This window comes from Eubacterium sp. Marseille-QA0814, from assembly GCF_965119675.1.
Lineage (GTDB): Bacteria > Bacillota > Clostridia > Lachnospirales > Lachnospiraceae > Eubacterium_G.
Genome location: NZ_CBCPMG010000001.1, coordinates 2,081,166 through 2,105,391, shown reverse-complemented (window position 1 = coordinate 2,105,391; position 24,226 = coordinate 2,081,166). Strand labels below are relative to the sequence as shown.

The following is a 24,226-nucleotide window of genomic DNA, read 5'->3' as shown; positions in this document are numbered from 1 at the left end:
GTACTTTTATTATAATATAAATTCTATTATTACTAAACATCCCTATTACCATAATGCCATATTTCTTTTTCCTATAACCACAATTCTCCAATCATCCCCTTTCCCATTATCACAAGTAGACAACATCAGCATCTGCTCCCCATACTTAGGTTTATTCCCCTGTCTCCACAAACTATGCTCCTCTACCTTGTCAATGAACTCATCATGCTCTTCCTTATTCCTTGCCATTACAAATTTCCAGTATTCAAACTCATGTATGTTAACACTCATCACTGCAAACACTTCATACTCCCTCTTTTTATCCGTTGTAAAATATATCTTCTTGTGCTTGTAAAAAAACTCTTTATTCTTATACTGTTCCAATGCTCCAAACATTTTTCCTCCGTTTATGTTATGTCCGTAAATAATCAGGCTGTCTGATTTTTTCACATCACAGTATGCACTTAAATAAGGTGTTCCATAAAAACTGTAATTCCTGTTAAAATCATGATTTAAATAAAAATCTGGATTATCCTTTGTCTGCATAACAGGGTAATTTATGGTTGTTCCCGGTATTTCCACATATCCTATGCAGTCCTTGTTTTTCTTTACAAGACCATTTACATCAGACTTCTTTTCTGTCACGCTCTCCCATATCTTCTTAAAATCATTCTCATACTTTCTCTTTGCTCTTTTTTCCTTTAAAAAAGGGACAGCTGCAATCACAGCCATCCCCACTAAAAGAAGTATCAGAGATATTTTAATTATCCTCTTCATCGTCCTTCTCCTTTTTGAAATTGTATTTTGACTTGTCCTTTGCTCTTACGCATGCAAAACATCCAAGTGCAAGTAATAATGAAATAACTGAAACTGCCATTCCTGCAGTCCTTCCATTAATGCCTGTCTGTGGTGTGTCAGGTACCACAGGGATTCTTTCATCCGTAACTGTAAGTTTCTGAACCTTTCCCGTATCCTTAATTTTTATTTTCTTATCCTTTGCAACCTTGTAATGTTCTGGTGCATCCACTTCCTTGAATTTATAAGTTTCTCCTGCCTTAAACATTCCTTCTATGAATTCAGCTTTCTTTCCGGTTGTAAACTCATATACCTTCTTGCCCTTGCTGTCGTATACCTTGTACTTTGCACCACCAAGCTGTTTTTTTGTGTCTGATGCAATCTTGTTGAATTCAACCTTGATGGTGTCATCAACCATATTTACTTTCTGGATATCTCCATTGTCTGCTACTGCAAACTCAATACTTGTTGCTGTTGCGTATCCGTCTCTTGGTTTTGTTTCTGTTAAAATATAAGTTTTTCCCACGGCATACTTTCCTTCAATCACATGACTTTGTCTTGATGAAACCCATTCATCCATTACCTTTCCTGTATCCTTTTCAGTTACCTGCATGTGGCATCCCGGAAGTTCCTTTCCGTTGGTAATGTCTGTCTTTGAAAATTCAATCTTTGTTGTGTCATCATACATTATCACCTGATTGTCAACATTCTCCGTGAAACTGTCTCCATTCTTAACAAGTACTTTTGTCTTTGCATTTTCATCATCACTTTCCACAAGTTTAAATGTAATGTCATTTGCAGTTGCAAAACCGTCTGCCGGCTTTGTTTCTGTTAATGTGTATTCCCTGTCATGAAGCAATCCGTATATCTTAACTGCATAACCGTCACCGTTTTCTACACGAACGTTATCATATCCCATCTCATCAATCTTTTCATTTAACTTAACTGATGAAATTTCACCTGTTATCCAGCTTACGATTTCATTACCATTTTCATCACTGATTTTTAAATGGCAGTCCTTAATCTCAACTGATGATGCAATCATTTTTTTACTGATTACTGTTTCAGTCTGGTCTTCCTTAACTACTGCCTTGGCTGATACAACTGCGGTTTCCTGATCCTTGTATTCAAGATGTACCTGATGTTTTTCCCTGTTAATGTAATAACTGTCGCTAACACTTTCTTCAAGGAAATAGTAATCTCCTGAATTTAAGTTGCCTTCCGTCTTTCCATAACCTTCATCCATTACAGGTACATCGAATGGGATTTTCGCCTTTCCTTCCTTGTCAGTTGTTACTGTTGCAATCTTTTCACCTGCAGCAACAATCACATTCCCATTCTTATCGTAAATGTTGTCCCTTGAATAAAATCCAAATCTTGCATTTTCAACAGGCTCATTTGTCTTTGAATCATGCTTTTCAAGTGTAATGTCTGTCTTTACCATGTCATTGTGTATGTCAATCTTTCCATCCTTTGAGTTTTCAGAAATGTCAAACACATACTCATCATCCTTGTTATTCCACTTAAAACTTAAGTCACAGAATGACTGTTCTGGAAGAACATAACCATACTTTGTCTTTACTTCCTTTAAAGTGTATTCTCCAAGTGGGACATTAAGTGTGATTGTTCCGTCATCGTTTAACACAAAATTACAGATACCATTACAATCGTTTGTAAACTCTGCCTTTTCACCTGTTGTAATTTTTGCAACAACTGAATCCTTCTTAAACAATACTGTTCCCTGATTATCCTGTGACATGATGTCTTCTCTTGCAGTAAGTTCAAATACAACGCCGTTTAGCAATGTGTCCTTGTAGTTAAATGGATTTACAACAGTGTCATTTGACTTATTGTTATCATTTCCGGTTGTTTCACCCTCACTACCATTTTTATTTACTAAATCTGTCTTTGCTATACCATCCGTATTTTCATCTGCAGAATCATTTTCATCTTCCTTCTTGCATAATTCAGGACCAATTTTATTTATTGTAAATTTTCCATAAGTCACATCATTATAATACTCACATTCTGCATACAGATATTCCTTACCAAGTTTGTCTACCATTGTCTTGTATGAGTTACTGTTAATCTCAACCATCACCGGCTGTCTGTTTACCCTGTATCCTTCCGGACCTTCAATTTCATAAACCTTGTATGTACCGGCTTTTAACTTTTCGTAAGTAATGATTTCTCCTGTTTCATCTGTTACAAATCTGTCCACAACCTCAATTGCATTTCCATTGCTGTATGTCTGTGTAACAAGAGTTTCACTGCCATCCTCATTTACCTTATAAATCTGGTATGTTGTTCCAGCCTTTAAAACTGTCTGATTTGTTTTTGAATCCTTCTTTACAATTTTTAGATATGCGTTGAATTCCGGATTGTTTAAAAGATACTTGTATGTCTTTCCGTTTTCCTTCACATTCACGTAAAAGTCAGGACACTTTTCAGTGTTTGCAGCTCCAACAGTCTGATGAACCACATATGTTCCATATGGCATCTTCTTTGACTTTGCATAACCTGTTAAATCTGTTGTAAGAATGTCTCTTTCTGTTGCCTTTGCCTTGTCATATGAACCTGCACTTGCAAGGTAAATCTGAAACTGTGCCTTGTTTTCAGGTGCAACAATACCTGCAAGACCATTTCCCATTCCCTTAATAATTGATACGTCACCTTTTACCACGTCGTCATCAACCTGTGTTTCTGCCGAATTGTATTCGTTGGTAAACTGCTGACCATCCTTTGTGATTGTGTATACCTTGTCATTTTTAAGGTAGCCTTCAGGCGGTGTAATTTCCTTTAAGTACATGTTTACACCACATCTGTAATAGTCTGTTTCAAATGTACCCTTGGCATTGGTCTTGTATAACTTTACAAGTTTTGTGCATGCTACATCTGAATATACTCCATACACTGCGCCTTCCAATGTTGCATCTCCCTGTGGTGTACTGCCTGTTTCAGAATCCTTTTTCCACACAGTCATTTTTACTTTCTTGTATTTGTCCTTAAGAACAGGCTTGTATGCAAGCTTGTAATTACTGTATGACTCTTCTGCAGTCTCGGGCCACTTTCCATCACTGTTCTTCTTCCATGAATCAGACTTTGTAAGTGTTACTGTAACCTTGTTTGATGACTGGCTTGTAATCTTGTTTGAACCAGACTCAACAACAAATGATGTAAGAATGTTGTTGTTACCTGATGAGATTTCTTCAATTACATAATTGTTTGAGATATCATCCATCTGGTCATTGATGTCATTCTTTATTAACTTTTCTGCTCCTGCTTTTGACAAATCTGATGCATAATCATATCCCTTATCGTCTAATTCGTCCTTAATTTGTTTTTTATCACTTGATGACATATCCTTTAACTCTTCATCTGCTACATAATAATAACTCTTAGAATTTAGTTCGTACGTAAAACGAAATACGATTTTTCCTTTAGAATCTGCTTTTACTTCCTGACTAAATTTGTTAGCATCATCATCTACATCTTCCTTAACAGAATCTCCCCAACCATTGTACTGATAAGAATACAACTGCTTTATATTCTTTGTTGTAAATCTAAAAGTAACCTGTGGAAGTTCTTTTCCATCTTCATCACACTTTTGTAATGTAATTCTCTGACGGTAATAGTCTTTTTTACTAATAGGTGTATACTTGTATTCTTTTTTGTTTCCTACAATTTCCATTAGTTCCTGAACTTCATCGCTATCAGTCTTTCCGCTGTATTTCCATTTTGTAATTGTACACTTAACTACACTTGTGCCTTCAAAAATATCAGCATATAGGCTATCATTTGCATAATATCCTGTATTGTTTTTAACTTGTTTAATGATATCCTTTAATCCAGTTTCACTTGTAATTCCTTCTTCAACAGCCCATATAAGACACTGTGCATACACCCATGCCTTGTTTGAACGCGTTTTTGTTTGATCATACCAATATCCTATTTTAGCCTCCAAAGCATTTTTCTTATTAGAACTATCACTTGATATTGTACTGTTGGATGCAATATAGGTGTATCCAGTATGACATGCCTTTCCTAAATCTAAGCAAAACACATCATTTCCATCCACTAATGTTTTTACCCATGTTCCACTTTCACTCTTTGATCCGATATTTACTGTTCCAAGTTTTCCAAGAGTTACTATACCTGCCTGCTTCTTCTCTCCATTGCCTGCTGCTGCAACATTACTTATAGGAATTGATGTTACCAATGTTGCTATTGCTAATATTGTTGCTGTAATTCTTTTTAATTTACCTAACATTTACTTTCCTCCTGATAAAATAAAAAACGCCAAGACTAAAACTCACATATAATGAGCTCATCTTGGCGTTAATCTATTAATTTGTTTTTTGTCATTCCCGGTTACTGACAATCATATTTTAACATTGATTATCTACTTTACCTAAAAGTCATACTGTTAAAATTAAATTTATATTTCAGCAGGAGTGTAAAAGCAAAAAATAACTTCACGACATTATGTCGCAAAGTTATTTTTAATTACTTTTTTATTTCCTTATCTAAATCCACTCCACCAAATATTGCTACCCAATATGTTTTTCCACCTTGTTTATAGCAAGCAATGGCACCTGCTCTATGTTCTTCGTCTATGAGGTTTCTATAATGTCCCGGACTACTTTTCCATCCTTCCATAGCAGACTTATATGTGTAATATCCCATTGCAATATTTTCAGCATTTGCATACATATGATAATGTATATAACCATCGTCTCCCTCGTAAGATATTCCATCATCTTTTAATCCATACTTTTTTTCTAATAGTTCTGTTGATGTACTTATAAATTTATTATGGCTAAAATCTTTAACAAGTTCTTTTGCCCTTGCCTTACATATTTCATATAAAACATCCGACCAAACGATACTTTGTTTTCCAGCACTTTTTCTATATTCATTCTGCAATACAAAAGCCTGTTCTGCAGCATATCTATCATAATATTTTCCCGGCAATTTATAGTTGTTATTTATTTTATAAAGTGCTGAATTTGTTTTTATTGTTCTCTTTTTTGACCAGTTACCGTAAACTTTTTCTCCATTTATTTTTCTATAAGCCCGTACTTTAAATTTAAATTTGTCCTTTTCTAATAAATTGGTAAATACATAACTTGTCTTTTTTGTATCCTTAATTTTTCTCCACTTCTTTGATGCAACACCGTAAACATATATCTCATATCCATTTGCATTCTTCACCTTTTTCCATGAAGCTTTAATTCCATATTTGTATTTAGTTTTCTTTTTTCTCATATCCTTGGCACTAACTATGCCTTTATAATACTTATAATTAGTTTTTGTTTTTATTGATTTTACTTGTCCCAAAGTATCAGCCTTTACCTGAATATTTGTGCCAATTCCCATCATCAATACAAACATTCCCACAACTATCAGCGTTCTTTTTAATTTTTTTATCATTTAGCAAACCTCCCAAGCTATAAATAACTGTCTTTAATTATACTCTACAACTCTTATTAAAGAAAACACAATTTTAAATGCTGCTATAGTCAATACTAAAAATATCTTTAACAAACTTCCCAATACTGCAATTATCACTCTGCATATAAACATTATAATTGCTATTATGCATTCCACTAAACTTTTTGCTCTCTCCATAACCTTACCTCCTAGGTGCATACTGTGGCATATCATGATTTACCTCTGCTGTATAATACCCATTCATTGTTGATAGTGCATTAAACAATGATGCCAGCAAATATTTTTTGATATTTTTTACTTTGGTTGTATTTGATTTAAAGCAACTCATGACATACTCTAAATGTGAAAAATTAAGTTTAAGAAATCTTGATTTTACAACTTCCTTCGGAAACGAATTGCTCGCTATGACAATATAATCATTCGTGCTAACTGTAACTTCTGTCATCATTTCAACTATTCCATCGATAAGTTCTGCATCAAGTGGATAACGTTCTTTCAATGCATCGTATTCAATATTATCTTTGATTAGCTCCATATAAAGTTCATATTCAGATTTTTTCTTATCGCATCCCATCCTATCTGCTTTAGGCATAGTTGTACTAAGCCCTTTTTTATGCGTCCAATTATCTGCACCTGTCATATCTGGCTCTTCGACTTCTGTTAGCGGATAAGATAAGATATTAGTATTAATATTTTTAGTATTATTTATATTAGTATTATTAGGGTCTAATTCTTGAACCTCTTGAATTTCATTTTCTGAACTGCCGGAAGTATAATTATTGAACTCCTTGTAGTTCAATTTCTGAACTTCCTGAGTTTCAATTTTTGAACTTCTTGAAGTATAATTGTTGAACTTCTGTGTATTCTTCGGCGTTTCTGGTGTATTTGTATACCTTCCACCAAAAGTTTTTTCTTGTTCTGTGCTTTCTTTTTCCACAAGAAAACTTTTAACATATAATATGTTTGGAAGCCCCAAACCTCTTTTCTTTTTTTCAACCAATCCAAAATCTACCAGCTCCTGCAGATATTTCACAGCTGTTGCTCTTGCCATATTCATATCGCTCATAATATCTTTTATTTGATAAATAATATAAACCCTATTTTCTTCATCCAGCCATCCATTTTTCATAGATAAACTCATTCTGTCTAAAAGCAAACCATATAGCATCTTAGCGTCCACTGATAATCCAATGAACGCCTTATCATGTACTAACAATTTAGGTACTTTTATGAAACTATATTGGTCGGCTTGTTTTCCATAATAATATTCAAATGCCATACACTAATCCTTTCCTTTCTTCCATTCCTTTAGCAGTGAATAGATTACTTTCTCCATTTCTTTTTTCGTGTAAGTCGAATCAAAAAATTCAGACAACTTATTTTCTTTAAGCGTCACATTGCATATCTTTTTTTGTACCTTTACCTTGTCAGCAAAGAGTATTTGACTTACCTCTTCTAATGACAAATTTTCCTGATTTTCTCTAATCATCCGTACATTGTCTTTACTTACCTTTTTACCTTTACAAATGTTTTCATAAATTAATTGTTGATATTCCGTTTTTAAAAATGAAATCTCTACACCTAGTACAAATGTTATTTGTTTATCATCCACCAATTTGCTTAACTCTGGTATTAGTTCCGTAAGTCTTATGTATCTTTGAACCTGTCTGTCTGAAATTCCTGCCAACTGTCCTATCTGTTTTGCCGATGACATTTCATCTGAACTTTTTCCCTGATGTGCTAAGGCTTCCATTTTCATTTTATAAGCTTTTGCTTTTTCACTTGGTAATGTATCTTCTCTTTGAAAGTTTGCATCAACCATAAGTGGTATAGCCTCTTCATGACTTATATCTTTTATAATTGCTGAAACTTTTTCCTTTCCTGTAATTTCACAGGCTCTCTTTCTTCTGTGCCCTGAAATTATTTCATATTCACCATTGCCCAAAGGTCTTACCAATAAAGGTGATAATATTCCATTGTTCTCTATTGATTTAGCCAGCTCAAACATTTTTTCGTTATCAACCACACTGAATGGGTGATCTTTAAATTGATGCAATTTGTTTATATCTATTTCACTAATCATATCATTGTTTACACCAAGTAATTCATTGTAACTTGTTAACTTAATTTTCTCTCTTGTTGCCATGTTCTAAAACCTCCTCTGTAACTTTCACATAACTTTGTGCTACTTTTCCTTTCGGATTATGTTTAAATATACTTGTACCTTTAATTGGCGTTTCTGCTGCTCTAACAGACATTGGCACTATGCTCTTAAATATTGGAATATTCGTTGCATATGTTTCATAGATTGCTGTTGAAATGTCCTTTGCATAATTGGTTCTATAGTCCATCATTGTAAGCAAAATTCCTTCAATCTCTAGTTTGGGATTAATCTGTCTTTTTACTCTTGCGATTGTCTTTATCAACTGTTGTAAACCTTTTACCGGTAGATATGAAACCTGCACTGGTATCAATACTGTATCTGCACAGGCAAGGGCATTAATGGTAATAATTCCAAGACTAGGCATACAGTCAACTAAAATATAATCATAATCATCTTCTACTTCTCTTATAAACTCTCTCATTAGCAATTCTCTACTCATAACATTCACCAAAGAAACTTCTATTCCTGATAATTCAATATTTGATGGCAATATATCTATCCCTTCTTCGTGCTTAACTATTCCTCTATTGGCTGGCAATTTTTCTTCGTTTACTATGTCCATAAGCACATTTGCAAGCGTATAATCTAACTGGTCCGGTTCATTTATACCTACACTAATTGTCAAACTTCCCTGAGGATCCGCATCTATTAAAAGGACCTTCTTCCCTTCTCTTGCTAAACCCACTCCCAAATTTAATGTTGTTGTAGTCTTTCCTACTCCGCCCTTTTGATTTGCTATTGCTATTATTTTACACATTTGTTCTCTCTCCTTCGTCTTTAAAACTTTTTAACTTTCTGTTTCCCATACTGCTGTTTTTAAGTCTTTTTTGTTCTGCCATTTTCTTTTCAAAGTTCTCCACTCGCTGCTGCTCTTTTAGGTTCTCGTTTTCCTCTATCTTTAAAAGAATCATTGAAATTACTTTAATCAATTCCATTAATTCATCATTTTTAGGCGTAACTTTATCCAGCCTTTTTAATTCTTCATATACATATGTAAGTTGCGCCTTAAGGGCTCCAAACACACGAATGGAACCCTTTACAACTACTTTATGGTCTGTTGTTTTCTTTATTAAATAATCCTGCTTTGTAAGTCCTGATATGTCTACAAGTCTGTTTAATAACTCTGCTTCTTCATCAGAAACTCTAAATGCAACTACTCTGCTGCGCCATCTTCCTTTGCTATCCAATTTTCTATCAGACATCTCCTAGTTCTCCTTTAATTTCATCTAGTTTATTAATCATCTCCAACTGCTTTGATGGAAACAAATGCGCATAGTGATATGTAATTCTTACACTTTCATGCCCCATTCGTTCTGCAATCTCCAATGCTGAAAATCCCATATTTATGAGAAGTGAAACATGACTGTGTCTTAAATCATGCAATCTGATTTTCGGCACTCCTGACATTTCACTGCCTCTTTCCATTTCATGTTGAAAATATCTTTTTGATAACGGAAATATTCTTTCTTTTCCGTCAGGCTCATACAGACTATTAATCAGGTCTTCCATTTCTTCATTTAAAAACTCCGGCATATATATTGTTCTTACACTTTTTGCAGTTTTAGGAGTTAATATTAGCTTTTCACCTCTTACCACCTGATAATTTTTAGTAATGGAAACCGTCTTCTTTTCAAAGTCAAAATCTTCCGGAGTTAGTGCTAATAATTCTCCAATTCTTAATCCACACCAATAAAGCATTTCAAATCCATAAAATGATAATGGCTTATCCATCACACATTCAATAAATGCTTTATATTGTTCCTGGGTCCAAAACATTATGTTGCCTCCTCTTTTACTTCCCATACTGCCGGCAATCTTTGCAGGATTGTTCTTCAAATCATAAAATTTTACAGCATGGTTAAATATCGCGCTTAACTGTGCGTGTAATGTTGCAAGATATGACTGGGAATATGACTTTCCTTTTTCATCCCTATACTCAATCATTTCTTTCTGCCAATGTCTTACATCCTTTGCAGATATTTCTATCATTTTTCTTTCTCCAAAGAATGGTATGATTTTTGTTTTTACCATTGTTTCCTTGTTTTCCCAGGTTGTCTCCTTAACCCTATGCCTTACATCAGCCTCATAGATTTCATAAAATTTTGAAAATGTCATATCCAGATTAAAATTTCTTTTAAGCTTTTCAGCATTTTCCCATTCACTTGCTTCTCGCTTTGTTGCAAATCCACGTTTAGTTGTCTGTTTCTTTACTCCGTAATAATCAACATAACGAAACTTTACATACCAACTGTTTCTTTTTTCATCTTTGTAAACTGACATTTTTTCCTCCTACTCCTCGTTGTAAATAAGTTTCTTAAAAAAGTACTTTGTATTTACTTTTCCTCGAACTACGATATATCCTTTTTCTTTTAGTTCAGCATTAAGCATTCTTATGATTTCATATGCCTTTCCTTCTGAAATATTTAACATCTCTGTTACATCCTGAACTTCCATAAACATCTTGTCTGTCATATTTGTAATCTCCTTTCTCTCTTTTGATTAAATTGTTCTTGTTTGACCGTAGTTCTACTTTAGTCCTTTTACTTTCCAAATAGGAGTTAGTGGCACTATACCTTTTCCTTTAATAAACTTCTTCTTTCTCTTGCAACCAACATTAAACAAATTTGTTTTTTTATCAGGCTTAAAGTTCCAATTCCCTTTATTTATCGGCTTCTCAAGCAAAAAAAGAAGAGCTATTTCAACTTATTAGTCAAAATAACTCTTCTTATTCTTAATTTTGTTCTCAAAATGTTCTCATAAGAGACTTATATTCTGTGCTTTCCCTTTATTTATGGGGTGTTCGAACATTTGTTCGCTTATTCAAACTCGGCTTGTACCGAGCTCGGCTTAAACATATTGGTTTAGGTTTTGTGTGTTTTTATCTGTTGATTTACCTATATTATATTATTTGTATTATCCTTCTGATCTCGTGTTGCCATAGTGTTGCCACGAAAGTATTATAGCATAGGCTATCTCTTATTTCATCAAGTTATTTTAATACCTATAAAAAATACGTTTCAAGTTAATGAACTATTATTCTTAATAATGACATTCTCAATACAATATTTTATTTTTTTATAATAAACAAATACAACAACTTTTCTATTATCACAATTATCATACCATACAAATAAAGGTTAATATCTCCAAATATATTAAATAAACAACAAATCAAATAAACAACAGGAAACACTAAGTAATTGCATGTTCGAAAGATTAACTTATTCTTTTGTTTTCTAAATGCCTCCATTATGTTAATAATTGCTACTACTAATAATAAGATTCCTACTATCATTATGCCCTCTCTACTTTATATGTATTATGAAAATATTTATATACTTTTTTAACTTTGAATTTATTATACCTTTTATAATATGCTATTGCGTTTATAATCTGTGATGCCATATATGTTGCATACATAATCCCAGAGCTTCCTAAAATAAACCCACCAATAATCAATGCAACTGTTACACCTGTTGATAATCCTAATGTAAATATATGTCCTGCAACTGCAAATTTTATTAATGAAGAACCAAGGCTAATATATGCATAGCTAACTCCTGCAACAGTTACAATCAAATTAGCTATTTCGTGAATACATGCAGTCTTTCCTTTAAAAGTTCCTGTTATCGCAAATCCACCATTATCTGCGAAATTTACTGGATTACTATTACAATAACAATAGAGATTATCTTGGAAAATAGCATTTAGTCTTACATCAAATATACTCACATCATCTGCATTTATAAATCTTCCCACCTCTGCATCGTAATATCTGCTCTGCAGATAATAAAGATTTGTATCGCTTTCAGTATCAGTGCAGCTTCCGTCATAGTAGTATCCTCTGTACAATACATGATTTAACTCAAAGGGAACCTCATATCCTTCATAACAGAAACTCTTTCCATCATTTGTGATGACATTTCCCCATGCATCATAAATATATGAAGCTATTTTTGCTCCTCTGGCATCAAGCAGACCTGTCACATCTCCCTGCAGGTTCTTTTCATAATAGATTCTTGTAGTTTTTAATGTTTCGTTTATCTCACTTAACTGGCTGTATTCAAAGCCGACAACATTATTATCTGAATCATACATGTACCAGATGTCATACTTCTTTCCGGTCTTTTTGTATGTAACGGTTTCCCTTATAAGCTTTGTCTCATCCCATTCATATGCGGTTGTTGTTTTTTCTGTATCCTTATAAGTTCTAAGTCCGTCCTCATTGTATTTATATGTTACCCTTTTTCCATTGGCAAGAGTTGCTTCCTGCAACTGTCTTCCCCTGTACCAGTTAAATGACATTCCGTTATAGTATTCCTTCGGATTGCCACTGCTGTCATATGTGATTTCCTTTCCACAGTACTTTGTCAGCTGATCAGGCCAGTCACTGTTTCTGTATGAATATTTTCTTAGTTCATCATCCTGTTCAACCAAGCTACCGTTGGCATTTATCACATATGTGTGCTTTGCCTCAACGTTTCCCGTTGTGGTGTATCCATACTCATATGCCCTTGAAACATCATAGTCATATTCCCATGTAAGTCTTCCGTGTGCATCATATTCATATGCATTTGTAAGCTTACCGTCAGTTTTTATTTTGGTAATGTTTCCTGCCCTGTCATATGTGTAATCGATGTTTTTGTTTTCGCCATACTTTTCTATGTCAAATGTTCTGTGTGTGGAATCGTCTTCCACTGAATTGTACTTTAATATGTTCTTTTTATATTTATCTGAATATAAATTTGTTGCACATGACTTTCCGTCATCTGACATTGTCTCGCTTAATACGTCACCATTGTATAAGGTTGTCCTGTTCCTTTTTTTGTCACTGTCTGAACTGTCGGTTTCAATTTTTGAAATCAATGTTTCCTTTTTGTCATCAAGTGCCTTATATTCATATTTTGTGGTCAGTGTGCTTTTCTTATTTTCTTCATCTTCATTCTGTACAACTTCCTTTATGAATCCGTCACTTCTTGTCACTCTTGTTGTATTTTCATTATATTCATAATTGTACGCCAGCTGTGCACTTTCCGTGTTATCGGTAAGATTAAGCATCTGTCCTGAGCTGTTTACTGTCGTTACATATGAAGGTGTCTTTTCATCATTATAGAAAACTTCCGTCTTTTCCGCAACCGCGCTATCATCTTCTGAATCAACTTTATATTCCGTGGTTACGGTCCTTACCTTCTGTCTGTCATCTCCCGTACCGTAATAAGTTATCTGTTCATCAGTATTTTCAACGGAAGTCCCTGTACTTTCTCCTGATTCATTGCCGGAATCTTTCTGTGTGTGACTGTACTCGTATGATACAAGTGTCCTGTCACCCACCTGAAGGTTTGTGATTTTGTTGTCGGAATTATATTCCATTGTGTATTTTGTCTGCTGATCACAGATAAATTCCACATTTCCATTTTCATCATATGTATATGTTATGCAGATGGTCTGCGTGTCATTGTCGTCATATTGTTCAACTATTGCCGTATTGTTTCCCTTTGCATCATAGAAATATTTCAGCCTTTTATTTATTTTTACATCACCATAATCACTGTAAATGCTCTTTATGTCTCCCCTGTAAATGTTTGCAATGTATTTAACCGTTACGCCATTTTCATTCTCAGAATATTCCCTGTCATAAAGCCCCTTGTGAATCTTTGCTGCTGATGCAACTGACCTGTCCGTTCCCTTTAAGCGTGGGTTATCCGTTTTTCTTGGATTGTTGTCTCCAACATCATCCTTGTCTCTTAATCCGTCAAAGTCTGAATCATACAGCCACGGATCTGTTCCCTTCTGATATTCATTCAGGTCAGTCCAGCCGTCTCCGTCGCTGTCAGCATTTTCCTCATTTGCCACTGCCGGGTCTGTTCCTAATGTAAATACCTCATATCCGTCAGGCAGTCCGTCTCCATCCGTATCCTGCTCATACTTTGGATTGTCCTCCGTGCTGTCTGCTGTTTCAGTGTTCCACATGGTCTTAAAGTCCCATATTTCATATCCGTCCTCAAGACCGTCTCCGTCTGTATCCTTTGAAGTTATTTCAAAGGAATTTCCCCCGTCATCTGAATCTCCATTTTCTGTCTTTTCCAACGTTACAATGTTTGAAACCTTTACAGTACCGTCTGAATATAATACCGCTGCTCTAATGTCTATGCATTCATCCACGTTGGATGCATTTATTTCAGCATCTTCTGAAATGTCTGTTCCCTTTTACTTTGCGCTAAATTTTAATGCATTGTCTTTTCTTGTAAATATCTTGTATCCTGTTACCGCTACCCCTTCCTTAAGTTTATTATCATCTTCTATGGAAGTAATAATGCTGTTACTCTGTTTATCATATTCAGCATTTATGTTTATGGAAGCATCATATGGTTCAAAATCTCTGTATGTTAAATAGATTGACATGTGTCTTGATTCACTGTTCGTTCCATTTTCGTCCTGTATGTAATGTGCTTCCGGACCATAAAACAATGCTGCTCCGCCTTTTTTTGCCGTAAACACCAGTCCGTTGTTTTCTATCTGTTCATCGGCTATATCCTGCACCCATTTTGTTATGTCAAGGCAATGTCTTGTGCCCTCAACTCCCGTAAACTTTTCTTCAAGAAGTACTTCTTCAGAAGCCCCCGGTTTATTGTTCCACGTGATTGTATCAGGATTCCATGAGTCCTTTGCCGTACGAAGCTCCAGTGTTCCCACCTGATACGGTGCACGGTAACTGCTTTCATACAGATTTAATGATGCAGATTCAATGTATTTTCCCCTTATGTTCAGTCCACTGCCCACCAACGCACTTCCTGTTAACAGATTTGAAGTATCCAAATATACATGTTCCTCTGAATTGTATGGATAACTTGATATCATGTTGTTCATGGCAGTCAGATAATGGTTATGCAGGTTTCCATTTTGCTGAAAATCAACAGACCAAACTGATGCAGTAGTTAGGTAGTCAAACATCCATACCATTGTAGGATCGATTGTAACCGGATACTTTGTAGCTTCGTTTTCAAAATAATCATTACTTACAATTACTTTTAATGCTTCATTTTCACCATCTTTTTCTAATTTGTATTCTACACTTTTGTAATCTTCTTTTCCGTCTGCATCAACTAAGAATGGGGCTTCTATTGTTCCTATGATTTTATTGGTATTTTTGTCATACACCAACAGACCTTTATCATTTTCCTGTTTTTTCAAATAGAGATTCTTTGTTTCAATTTTATATTCAAATATATTTGTTTCAGGCTTTTCATTTAGTACAATATTCTCTTTCACGCCACAGTTGTTTACGGAATATTGATATTCCATGTTTTTTGATTCCGATATATATTTTAATTCGTTTGATTCCTCATTTTTTATGCATTCAAACTCATTATTTTCATTTGATTGAGATGTATTTTTATCATCTTTGTTTATGTCATCAATTTCTTCTTCGATAACAGGTGTCATCTTTAAAATGTACTTCCCATGGCTTAACATTATGCCGTCTTCAATGTCATCTGAAAAATATGCCTTGTTATCACTGGATTTGTTTACATATTTGTATGAAGATTTGTCACCCGAACCATAGGTACTTATAGACTTTTTTCCTTTTTTTCCAATGTCAACAATTTCATTTTCATAATCTTTCAATTGTCCGTCTTTTTCATATCTGATGTTTGATAAGAATATTTCTGTTTTCTTAGATCCGTCAGACAACAGATACGTGTTTGAATTTTCTGTCCGCTCATCTGTCAGTTCCTTGACTACTGTTACCTTGTTATCATCTGATTTTTGTGAATTCTTGCCATCATTAACGGAATTGGCTAACGCATTAATTCCCGAACCTGTTCCAATTATCGCTATTGTTAATGCAAGCGACACCATTTTTTTGCTTATGTTTCTTATTCTCATACTACCTCTGTTACTCCTTCCTAAATAATTAGCAGTAAATTTCCGTACAATAAGAATAATCTTCCTGCATTAATTATCCTTACCCATCCTTCTCTTCCATCATAACATGTTTTTCCAATATGCACACTAACAAAAATCTTTTGTAACATTTTTATTTTGATTTTACTATTGTTTGTATTTACTCCACTGTATTTCACTTGTTTTATCTCTGTCTGTGTCTTGTTTTTTCGTTGTCTTTGCCCATTTCAATTACCTTATTGTAATCCTCCCTCTTCAGGAATTTCTTAAAATATCCAAGTTTTTTCCTGTCATCATGCAGTCCGTCAATCTCTTTTTCCTGCTCATCAATGCTTTCTCTTAGCCTGCTATTTTGTTCCCTTAGCATTTCATTTACTTCAAGCTGTTCATTATATTTTTCTGTCAGTTCCTTAAGTTTTGCAAAACATCCCTTTGCAAAATTAACTACATTTTTAAATGCTTCATACATTTTATCTATAAATGGAACGACAACCTTTTCCCGATAATTCTTGGCAGACATGATTCCCTTTGGATTATCCGGTCCTTTTCTAACCATGGTTTCAAGTTTTTTCACATTTTTTCCTAAGTCAGCCACATTTTCAACTATTTTTAATTCCTCATACATGTCTGCTAATTCTTTTTCAGCCACTATCTGCTTAATCATCGTTTCCTTAAGTTCCTGTTCAGATTCAGCATTTTCCTTCGCTAACTGATTTGCTTTTTTTGTTTCTGCCAGAGTTTTATATTCTGCAACTTGTAAATCATTATTTCTGCCTTTTTCTTTTCCTTTCAGGAACTCTCCAATCCATGTGAATGACCTGTCCTCTGCATATTCTCTTATTCTGCCCTGCAGTACTTTTTCAAGAAATTCCTTTGTGCATACTTTTCTCTTTGACACTTGCCTTGACATTCCCTTTTTAAATCCGTCAGCTACGGGAACTGCCACCACGTGCATGTGTGGACTTGCCTCATCATAATGTATTACTGCATTTGCCACAACAAGATTTGGTGCTTCCTTCTGTAACATATTAAGCATTTCCTTAAATGCAACATCCATCTTTCTTCTCTTGTCAGGGTTCTTATCCCAGAACTCCTTGTCTCCTATCTGAAAAATAAGTTCCACTGCCATGTCCTTGTTTGACTTTGCTGTCTTTTCAAAATAATCATCAATCTTTCTGTCATCCCTTGTCTGCTTTTTGTTGTATTCCCTGACTGCTTCGTCAAACTGTTCCTTATATACTTTTTTTACATCCTGCACTAATTTATCCGTACCCCATAAAATTACAATGTTCTCCTTATCGTATTCCAAGGAGCGGTACTTTCGTAAATTGTGCTTTGCAACACCTGAGAGTTTCGCCTTGCTGTTAATGGCACTGTTCTTCTGACTCAGGTGTGCTGAATATGATAATCCTGCCATAATCTCACTCCTTTTTTTCTTTTATTGTTTTGATACGTGCGGTGACACCTGCACGTTGTTAGTCTTTAGTAGTCTGCCCGAGGCTGTTGAAAACGGGTGGTTCTTATCAATTTGGCTCTGCCATAATTGATAACCCCCTAGCAGTTCTGTCATAGACACAACTGCGGGGGCTCTGCCGAGGGCTTATATAGCTGCTATCAATGCTTTACTCATAACCTGTCAAATGGCATTTAGTGGTTGCTGTAATTGTAATGGCAGCTATATTATGTTTAACCTCGGGACTCCGGGTCCCGCGGTTCTTAGTGACATGATGTCACTAACTTTTAACTGTAACCAATCCTTTTTGGTTCTCCCTGATTATTCTTTAACCTGCAAGTGTCACTTGCAGGTATTGATATTATCAACAAGAAACCTATTTATGTTGCAAGCTGTTACTACCATCTAAAGTCCCGGTGCATTCCAACGGTGTCAAGATATTTCTGTCTGTACTCTTCCCTCTCTTCTTTTGTGGGTGCCATTTTACTTTTTGTGTAATCCTCGTGCCTTGACATCTTGCTTAGTTTTTCTTCCAATTCAGAAATTATAAGATTATTAATTTCTTCATTATTTTTCATGTCTAATACATGATACTTAATCAAAGCCATCATTAATTCATTGCTTATCATTCTGTTTTTGCTCATTTTTAAACCTCACTGTTTTGTAATCAATCTTGTTCCGTGACGATGCGTGACGGTTGTGACGATGATTTACGTGCCATAAAACATCGTCACCATCGACACCATCGTCACGCTTTACTCTTTTTCATATTCCAATGTTATGATTCTGCCATCGTGACAACGCTTATTGTCATATCTGATGCCATAATCCTCATACAGCCTTCCTGCCTTAATGTTCAACTGTCTGGTCAGCTGATTCGGAACTAAATTAATCTCCTGTATCTTATCCATCAGTTCACTTGCCGTTCCCTGAAAACATCCTGCTTCCATCAGATATGTATTAACAGCAGAAAGTACTTTATCTTCCGGCTCTTTCCACAGCTCTGTTTCAGCCTTTTCAAATTTCCACAAACACAACTCAGGTTCAAACTTAAGATAAAGTTTCTGGTCCTGTTGGTCTCTTCCTGTTATGTCAACGGTAGCCTTTAGGTCAGTTCTTTTTTCCTTCTGCATGATGAAAGCTCCGTCAGCTGCACCAAGCAGTCCGTTTGTTCCCGATATCATTTCAAAGGCATCTGATGAATCCATCTTTCTTGTGTGATGAACCACCAGAATGCAAATGTTATGTTCATCAGCAAAGTGTTTTAGCTTTGTAATGATGTCATAATCGTTTGCGTAACTGAATTTGTCTCCACTTATTTCCTTGATTTTCTGAAGTGTGTCAATTATTACAAGTCTTGTATCAGCATGCGCCACAAGAAACTCTTTAAGCTGTTCTTCCAGACCTTCATTGAGATTTTTGGAACGTGTGGCGAAGTAAAAATGCTCTGCCACATCAATTCCAAACATTCTTGAAAGTCTCTGTTGAAGTCTTGCATAATCATCTTCCAATGCCAGATACAGCACTGTTCCCTGATTGGTCTTATGCCCCCAAAGGTCAATTCCTACACTTACACAGAAACCTATTTCAGCCATTAAGAACGACTTTCCAACCTTTGGTGCACCGACAAACAGATACACTCCGTTGTAAATCAGATCCTCAACCAAAGGTTTCTTAATCGGATATACCGTGTCATAAAGTTCTTCCATTGATACTGTTTCCAGATTTTCACCCACCGGGGTACCGGTGGATTGCAAATTGCGGACACAATTATTATCTGTTATACTGTTACTGTGTTTGGTAACACTTGGTGACTGCCCGTTATCTGCGCCAACAGATACGTTAAGGGTAGTCACTGTTGTTTTATTATTCATCATTCTTATCCTCCTTCATTCCGTTCATGGTAGCACCGATTAGTTCAATTACCTCTAACAAAACATCATCAACCTCACCTGCACCTGTAATTCTTTTTAACTCCTCGTACACGTCATTAAGTCTGTTTTTTAAGGCAATGTAAACCTTCGGATTTCCATTTACCACAATTTCCTTTTCACACAGCCTGCGGATAATGTATTCCTGCTTTGTCAGTCCTGACAGGGCAACCCTGTCATCAATGATTCTTGCCTCTTCCTCAGAAACCCTGAAGGCTACTATCTTCTTTCTCCAACGACCGTGACTGTCCAATGATTTTTCCATTATTCCTAACTCCTTTCCTCTTCAAGTTTTCTTGCCATTTCATCCTGCTTGTTTGGATACATGTGGGCATATTTGTAAGTAATGCTGATTGCTTCATGCCCTACCCTTTCAGCTATGTCAAGTGCTGAAAATCCTCTGTCCATAAGCAGTGAAATGTGTGAATGTCTAAGGGCGTGTATGTTGATTCTCTTAATTCCTGCCTTCTTGGAACCTCTTGTGATTTCATGTCCAAGATACCCTTTTGACTTAAAGAAAAGTCTCTGGTCAGGCTTCAGATCATAAAAGCATTTCATGTAATCCTTAATCTCATCTGCCAGAAACTGTGGAATCTTCACCACCCTGTTACTCTTTTTTGTCTTTGGAGAAGTAATGATTTCACGCCCCTTTACCTTCTGATAATTCTTGTTGATTCTCATTGTGTTATTATCAAAATCAAAGTCTGCCGGAGTAAGTGCCAGTAGTTCTCCTTCCCTGACACCTGTCCAGTACAATACTTCAAATGCATAAAACGATAATGGCTTGTCCATAATTGCTTCCGAAAACTTCAGGTATTCTTCCTTTGTCCAGATTTTCACTTCCTTTTCAACGTCATTTTTCATTGTTCCGACTATTGCCGCAGGATTTGTGGATAGCCCATAATATCTTTTTGCAAAATTAAATATTGCGCTAAGCTGTGCGTGAATTGTTCTTAGGTAACCTGATGAATAAGGCTCTCCCTTTTCATTCCTGTAATTAAGCAGTTCATTCTGCCACTCCATTACATCCTTTGGTTTAATCTCATCCATTCTTCTGTCCTTAAAGTAAGGAAGGATTTTGTCTCTTACCACATATGATTTTGTCTCAAAGGTGGTTTCCTTTACCCTTGCCTTCTTGTCTCTTTCGTAGATTTCATAAAAACTTCCAAATGTCATGTTCAATTGTCCGTTTTCGGCTTTCTTCTTATTTTCAAGCCAAAACTCCGCTTCTCTTTTTGTGTTGAAGCCTCTTTTCTGTGTCTGTCTTCTTTTTCCGGTAAAGTCAGTATAGCGATAAACAGCTCTCCATTTTTTCTTATTATTTGCCATGTAAGAATAAACGCTCATGTTCATCACCTTCCTTTTATAAATATTTTCTAATCACCGCTGTACATTACTTTTTTTCTGAAATAAGAAGTACAGACACGTCCTGCTACCGTGATGATGCCTTTTTCTTCCAGTTCCTTATTAAGCTGTCTTACAATCTTGTAAGCCTTGGACTTTGAAACAGAAAGTTCTTCTGCAACATCGTCGACTGTCATAAAGTTCTTTTCCATGATTTTTTCCTCCTTCATTATATTTCTTAAACATATTTGTTTAAGATAATGTGCATTGTATTAAACTTTTTAGTTTAAGTCAATAGAAAAATTAACTTTTTTTGTTTAAGTTTTTCTTGATATACATTTTTACCTATGTTATACTGACATTAGCGAATTTGTTTAAGTTATCCCGCATTGGGAATTTTTATGTTAAATTGGAGGTTTGTTATGGCAATTGGTGAAAGAATTAGAACTTTTCGCAAGCGTAAAGGTTTAACTCAAAAGGAATTGGGAGTTCAGTTAGGTTTTAAGGAAAGTACTGCTGATATCCGCATGGCTCAATATGAAGCAGAGAAACGTGTTCCCAAGGATGATTTGATTGAAACTCTTTCTTCCATTTTGGAAGTTTCTCCTGCGGCCATTAATGTTCCTGACATTGATACTCATGTGGGAATTATGCAGCTTCTGTTCACTCTTGAAGATATTTATGGTATATCCGTCAGACAGGAAGGAAGTCATGTTACCCTTGATTTAGGTGCCATCCACGACGCTTTAGGTCATGAGGCAAAGTCCTGGGCAAAGATGAAGTCCAAGCTTGATACCGGAGAAATCTCCAAGGAAGAATACGATAATTGGAGATACAACTATCCGGCTAATACTCACGGATATCATAAACTAATTGATTTATAAAAGAGCATAAAAAAACCTTACTGACTCCTCAAAATCAGTAAGGTTTTTTCATTTATACATATGGGTAAATTGTTTTAGTGTTGCCATATCGTTGCCACGATATAATCACTACCTCTCACAACGCCCATAAATAAAGGCATTGTGGGATTTTTGTGTCTATTCAAACTCTATAGTTCCAGGTGGCTTACTTGTCAAATCGTACATTACTCGATTGACTCCTTTCACCTCGTTTATTATTCTGTTCATTACCTTGTTCAATACTTCGTATGGTATTTCAGCAGATTCGGCTGTCATAAAGTCGATTGTCTTTACGGCTCTGAGGGCTACTGCGTAGTCGTATGTTCTCTCGTCTCCCATAACACCTACTGAGCGCATATTTGTTAATGCTGCGAAATACTGGTTTATTTCTTTATCAAGACCTGCGTTTGCAATTTCTTCACGATAGATTGCATCTGCATCCTGAACAATTTTCACTTTTTCGGCTGTTACTTCACCGATGATTCTGATTCCAAGTCCCGGACCTGGAAATGGCTGACGGAATACTAAATATTCCGGTATTCCAAGTTCAAGTCCTGCCTTACGAACTTCATCTTTGAAAAGGTCGCGAAGTGGTTCGATGATTTCCTTGAAATCAACATAGTCAGGCAATCCACCTACATTGTGGTGAGATTTGATTACTGCTGATTCTCCGCCCAGACCGCTTTCTACAACGTCAGGGTAAATCGTTCCCTGAACCAAATAGTCAACTGCTCCGATTTTCTTTGCCTCTTCCTCAAATACGCGGATGAATTCTTCTCCGATTATTTTACGTTTTGCTTCAGGTTCTTCAACTCCTGCAAGTTTTTCGTAAAATCTATCCTGTGCATTTACACGAATAAAGTTTAAGTCATAATCACCATTAGGGCCAAATACAGCTTCAACTTCGTCGCCTTCATTCTTTCTTAAAAGACCGTGGTCTACAAATACGCATGTAAGCTGGTTTCCAATTGCCTTTGCCAAAAGTACAGCTGCCACTGATGAATCAACACCACCTGACAAAGCACAAAGCACCTTTCCATCGCCTACTTTTTCACGAATTGCTTTTATTGAATTTTCAACGAATGAGTCCATCTTCCAGTCACCGGCACAACCACATACCTTATATACATAGTTGCTTAAAATTTCTTTTCCGCGAACTGTATGTAACACTTCCGGATGGAACTGAATTGCATAAAGCTTCTTTTCTTCACATTCTGCAACGGCTACAGGGCAATCGCTTGTGTGACCTGTAATTTTGAATCCTGGTGCAGCCTGTGAAATGTAGTCAAAATGGCTCATCCAACAAACTGTATCTTCTTCAATACCTGTAAATAATTTTGAAGTTGTATCTACATGTACTTCTGTCTTTCCATATTCTCTTACAGGAGCTTTTTCAACTTTACCACCAAGAATGTGCTGCATTAATTGAGCTCCATAACATAATCCAAGTACAGGAATTCCAAGTTCAAATAACTCTTTAGTATAAGTTGGTGCGCCTTCTTCGTAACAACTGTTTGGTCCACCTGTTAAAATAATTCCTTTTGGATTCATTTCTTTTATCTTTTCGATATCTGTTTTATATGAATAAATTTCACAGTAAACATTACATTCACGAACTCGTCTGGCAACAAGCTGGTTGTACTGTCCGCCGAAATCTATTACGATAACTAACTCTCTATCCATGTTTCCTCCTGTATATCCGTATTGCAGGAACAATAAAAAACCTGCACTTCTGTTATTTTACTCTATTTTTCTTAAATGTACAAGGAAGTTATATGTAATCCTTCAACAAAGATTTCCACATAATTCTCTCTTCCAGAGCAAAGAACGGCTTACCACATTTTTTACTTCAAGTGCATGCCTATTCGCAACTGATTTTTTGCGCGAGTTTTCATTCATAGTAAACTATTTAAGACTAAATTAAAATTCTGGAAGATTTTTTTATTACATATTAAAAGAAGCACCTGCTACATTTCATATAACAGATGCTTCACTATTTCAACACCTTAACTTTACAACTACATTCTCAACCGCAGGTACTTTTCTCCTTCACAAATCTTCTTTGAATCTACTACTATACTTATTGTAATTATTTACAATATTATGTGTATCATTCCTCTCATTTGTCCTGCTTTAACTTCCTTATCTACTCTAACCATAAGATGTTATTGCCCATTGATTCTTCGTTTTGAATACTTCCTATCCTTTCCGTTTCAATGTAACATCTTATCCAATAATTACTACTAAAACAATCTTCCGTTGATTGCCATGTCAGCAGATATCATTGGGTAAAATTTCT

At 35.5% G+C, this 24,226-nt stretch carries 21 protein-coding genes; 1 reads left to right on the top strand and 20 read right to left on the bottom strand.

Annotated features, from left to right (window positions below):
* Positions 1-45 precede the first annotated feature (45 nt).
* The 19 genes from ACQY63_RS09700 to ACQY63_RS09610 all read right to left on the bottom strand — a co-directional run bounded on the left by ACQY63_RS09700 (position 46) and on the right by ACQY63_RS09610 (position 21,237).
* Positions 46-756, bottom strand: a complete 711-nt coding sequence (locus tag ACQY63_RS09700) for a class B sortase (RefSeq protein WP_412189818.1) — start codon at positions 754-756, stop codon at positions 46-48.
* Positions 740-5,044: a SpaA isopeptide-forming pilin-related protein gene (locus ACQY63_RS09695; protein WP_428245120.1), complete on the bottom strand. Its 4,305-nt coding sequence runs from the start codon at positions 5,042-5,044 to the stop codon at positions 740-742. Before ACQY63_RS09695 ends, ACQY63_RS09700 begins: the two co-directional genes overlap by 17 nt.
* A 236-nt stretch (positions 5,045-5,280) precedes the next feature.
* Positions 5,281-6,207, bottom strand: coding sequence for a CAP domain-containing protein (locus ACQY63_RS09690; RefSeq protein WP_428245119.1), 927 nt, complete (start codon positions 6,205-6,207; stop codon positions 5,281-5,283).
* 33 nt (positions 6,208-6,240) lie between these two features.
* Positions 6,241-6,405, bottom strand: a complete 165-nt coding sequence (locus ACQY63_RS09685; protein WP_428245118.1) for a hypothetical protein — start codon at positions 6,403-6,405, stop codon at positions 6,241-6,243.
* A 4-nt stretch (positions 6,406-6,409) separates the two neighbouring features.
* Positions 6,410-7,507, bottom strand: a complete 1,098-nt coding sequence (locus ACQY63_RS09680) for a DUF6017 domain-containing protein (protein ID WP_428245117.1) — start codon at positions 7,505-7,507, stop codon at positions 6,410-6,412.
* 3 nt (positions 7,508-7,510) lie between these two features.
* Positions 7,511-8,374, bottom strand: a complete 864-nt coding sequence (locus ACQY63_RS09675) for a ParB/RepB/Spo0J family partition protein (protein WP_428245116.1) — start codon at positions 8,372-8,374, stop codon at positions 7,511-7,513.
* A complete protein-coding gene (locus tag ACQY63_RS09670; protein ID WP_428245115.1) occupies positions 8,352-9,149 on the bottom strand; it encodes a ParA family protein in 798 nt (265 codons plus the stop codon). The genes ACQY63_RS09675 and ACQY63_RS09670 overlap by 23 nt, the downstream gene beginning before the upstream one ends.
* Complete coding sequence (locus tag ACQY63_RS09665) at positions 9,142-9,594, bottom strand: plasmid mobilization protein (protein WP_303000277.1); 453 nt, start codon at positions 9,592-9,594, stop codon at positions 9,142-9,144. The genes ACQY63_RS09670 and ACQY63_RS09665 overlap by 8 nt, the downstream gene beginning before the upstream one ends.
* The gene (locus ACQY63_RS09660) at positions 9,587-10,672 is read right to left on the bottom strand and encodes a site-specific integrase (protein ID WP_302627483.1); all 1,086 of its coding nucleotides are present in this window, start codon (positions 10,670-10,672) and stop codon (positions 9,587-9,589) included. Before ACQY63_RS09660 ends, ACQY63_RS09665 begins: the two co-directional genes overlap by 8 nt.
* Positions 10,673-10,681: 9 nt before the next feature.
* Positions 10,682-10,864 carry a DNA-binding protein gene (locus tag ACQY63_RS09655; protein WP_118564855.1) on the bottom strand — a complete coding sequence of 61 codons (183 nt, stop codon included), beginning with the start codon at positions 10,862-10,864 and terminating at the stop codon, positions 10,682-10,684.
* A gap of 822 nt (positions 10,865-11,686) precedes the next feature.
* The gene (locus ACQY63_RS09650; protein WP_428245114.1) at positions 11,687-14,554 is read right to left on the bottom strand and encodes an RHS repeat-associated core domain-containing protein; all 2,868 of its coding nucleotides are present in this window, start codon (positions 14,552-14,554) and stop codon (positions 11,687-11,689) included.
* 45 nt (positions 14,555-14,599) lie between these two features.
* Positions 14,600-16,279 (bottom strand): DNRLRE domain-containing protein, encoded by a 1,680-nt coding sequence (locus ACQY63_RS09645; protein WP_428245113.1) that lies wholly within the window; start codon positions 16,277-16,279, stop codon positions 14,600-14,602.
* Between the two features lie 20 nt (positions 16,280-16,299).
* Positions 16,300-16,476 carry a hypothetical protein gene (locus ACQY63_RS09640; RefSeq protein ID WP_178062412.1) on the bottom strand — a complete coding sequence of 59 codons (177 nt, stop codon included), beginning with the start codon at positions 16,474-16,476 and terminating at the stop codon, positions 16,300-16,302.
* Positions 16,477-16,481: 5 nt separating this feature from the next.
* Complete coding sequence (locus ACQY63_RS09635) at positions 16,482-17,714, bottom strand: plasmid recombination protein (RefSeq protein WP_428245112.1); 1,233 nt, start codon at positions 17,712-17,714, stop codon at positions 16,482-16,484.
* Positions 17,715-18,148: 434 nt separating this feature from the next.
* Positions 18,149-18,394, bottom strand: coding sequence for a hypothetical protein (locus ACQY63_RS09630; protein WP_428245111.1), 246 nt, complete (start codon positions 18,392-18,394; stop codon positions 18,149-18,151).
* Positions 18,395-18,505: 111 nt separating this feature from the next.
* On the bottom strand, positions 18,506-19,627 hold the full coding sequence (locus ACQY63_RS09625) for an AAA family ATPase (RefSeq protein WP_428245110.1): 1,122 nt from the start codon (positions 19,625-19,627) through the stop codon (positions 18,506-18,508).
* Complete coding sequence (locus ACQY63_RS09620; RefSeq protein ID WP_428245109.1) at positions 19,617-19,946, bottom strand: plasmid mobilization protein; 330 nt, start codon at positions 19,944-19,946, stop codon at positions 19,617-19,619. The genes ACQY63_RS09625 and ACQY63_RS09620 overlap by 11 nt, the downstream gene beginning before the upstream one ends.
* A gap of 5 nt (positions 19,947-19,951) precedes the next feature.
* Positions 19,952-21,028, bottom strand: a complete 1,077-nt coding sequence (locus tag ACQY63_RS09615; protein ID WP_428245108.1) for a tyrosine-type recombinase/integrase — start codon at positions 21,026-21,028, stop codon at positions 19,952-19,954.
* A gap of 29 nt (positions 21,029-21,057) precedes the next feature.
* Positions 21,058-21,237 carry a helix-turn-helix domain-containing protein gene (locus ACQY63_RS09610; RefSeq protein WP_021952314.1) on the bottom strand — a complete coding sequence of 60 codons (180 nt, stop codon included), beginning with the start codon at positions 21,235-21,237 and terminating at the stop codon, positions 21,058-21,060.
* Between the two features lie 210 nt (positions 21,238-21,447).
* On the opposite strand from ACQY63_RS09610, the gene ACQY63_RS09605 reads away from it, so the two are divergent.
* Entirely contained in the window at positions 21,448-21,909 is a 462-nt protein-coding gene (locus tag ACQY63_RS09605; protein ID WP_021952313.1) for a helix-turn-helix domain-containing protein, read from the top strand.
* A gap of 156 nt (positions 21,910-22,065) precedes the next feature.
* On the opposite strand, the gene guaA is transcribed toward ACQY63_RS09605, so the two are convergent.
* The gene (gene guaA / locus ACQY63_RS09600; protein ID WP_022165159.1) at positions 22,066-23,610 is read right to left on the bottom strand and encodes a glutamine-hydrolyzing GMP synthase; all 1,545 of its coding nucleotides are present in this window, start codon (positions 23,608-23,610) and stop codon (positions 22,066-22,068) included.
* Positions 23,611-24,226 lie beyond the last annotated feature (616 nt).

Coding starts and splice junctions, on each gene's coding strand:
- ACQY63_RS09675 (WP_428245116.1), bottom strand. CDS start 8,374: ATGGCAACAAGAGAGAAAATTAAGTTAACAAGTTACAATGAATTACTT.
- ACQY63_RS09655 (WP_118564855.1), bottom strand. CDS start 10,864: ATGACAGACAAGATGTTTATGGAAGTTCAGGATGTAACAGAGATGTTA.
- ACQY63_RS09660 (WP_302627483.1), bottom strand. CDS start 10,672: ATGTCAGTTTACAAAGATGAAAAAAGAAACAGTTGGTATGTAAAGTTT.
- ACQY63_RS09645 (WP_428245113.1), bottom strand. CDS start 16,279: ATGAGAATAAGAAACATAAGCAAAAAAATGGTGTCGCTTGCATTAACA.
- ACQY63_RS09605 (WP_021952313.1), top strand. CDS start 21,448: ATGGCAATTGGTGAAAGAATTAGAACTTTTCGCAAGCGTAAAGGTTTA.
- ACQY63_RS09680 (WP_428245117.1), bottom strand. CDS start 7,507: ATGGCATTTGAATATTATTATGGAAAACAAGCCGACCAATATAGTTTC.
- ACQY63_RS09630 (WP_428245111.1), bottom strand. CDS start 18,394: ATGAGCAAAAACAGAATGATAAGCAATGAATTAATGATGGCTTTGATT.
- ACQY63_RS09620 (WP_428245109.1), bottom strand. CDS start 19,946: ATGGAAAAATCATTGGACAGTCACGGTCGTTGGAGAAAGAAGATAGTA.
- ACQY63_RS09700 (WP_412189818.1), bottom strand. CDS start 756: ATGAAGAGGATAATTAAAATATCTCTGATACTTCTTTTAGTGGGGATG.
- guaA (WP_022165159.1), bottom strand. CDS start 23,610: ATGGATAGAGAGTTAGTTATCGTAATAGATTTCGGCGGACAGTACAAC.
- ACQY63_RS09695 (WP_428245120.1), bottom strand. CDS start 5,044: ATGTTAGGTAAATTAAAAAGAATTACAGCAACAATATTAGCAATAGCA.
- ACQY63_RS09690 (WP_428245119.1), bottom strand. CDS start 6,207: ATGATAAAAAAATTAAAAAGAACGCTGATAGTTGTGGGAATGTTTGTA.
- ACQY63_RS09635 (WP_428245112.1), bottom strand. CDS start 17,714: ATGGCAGGATTATCATATTCAGCACACCTGAGTCAGAAGAACAGTGCC.
- ACQY63_RS09610 (WP_021952314.1), bottom strand. CDS start 21,237: ATGGAAAAGAACTTTATGACAGTCGACGATGTTGCAGAAGAACTTTCT.
- ACQY63_RS09665 (WP_303000277.1), bottom strand. CDS start 9,594: ATGTCTGATAGAAAATTGGATAGCAAAGGAAGATGGCGCAGCAGAGTA.
- ACQY63_RS09685 (WP_428245118.1), bottom strand. CDS start 6,405: ATGGAGAGAGCAAAAAGTTTAGTGGAATGCATAATAGCAATTATAATG.
- ACQY63_RS09625 (WP_428245110.1), bottom strand. CDS start 19,627: ATGATGAATAATAAAACAACAGTGACTACCCTTAACGTATCTGTTGGC.
- ACQY63_RS09615 (WP_428245108.1), bottom strand. CDS start 21,028: ATGAGCGTTTATTCTTACATGGCAAATAATAAGAAAAAATGGAGAGCT.
- ACQY63_RS09670 (WP_428245115.1), bottom strand. CDS start 9,149: ATGTGTAAAATAATAGCAATAGCAAATCAAAAGGGCGGAGTAGGAAAG.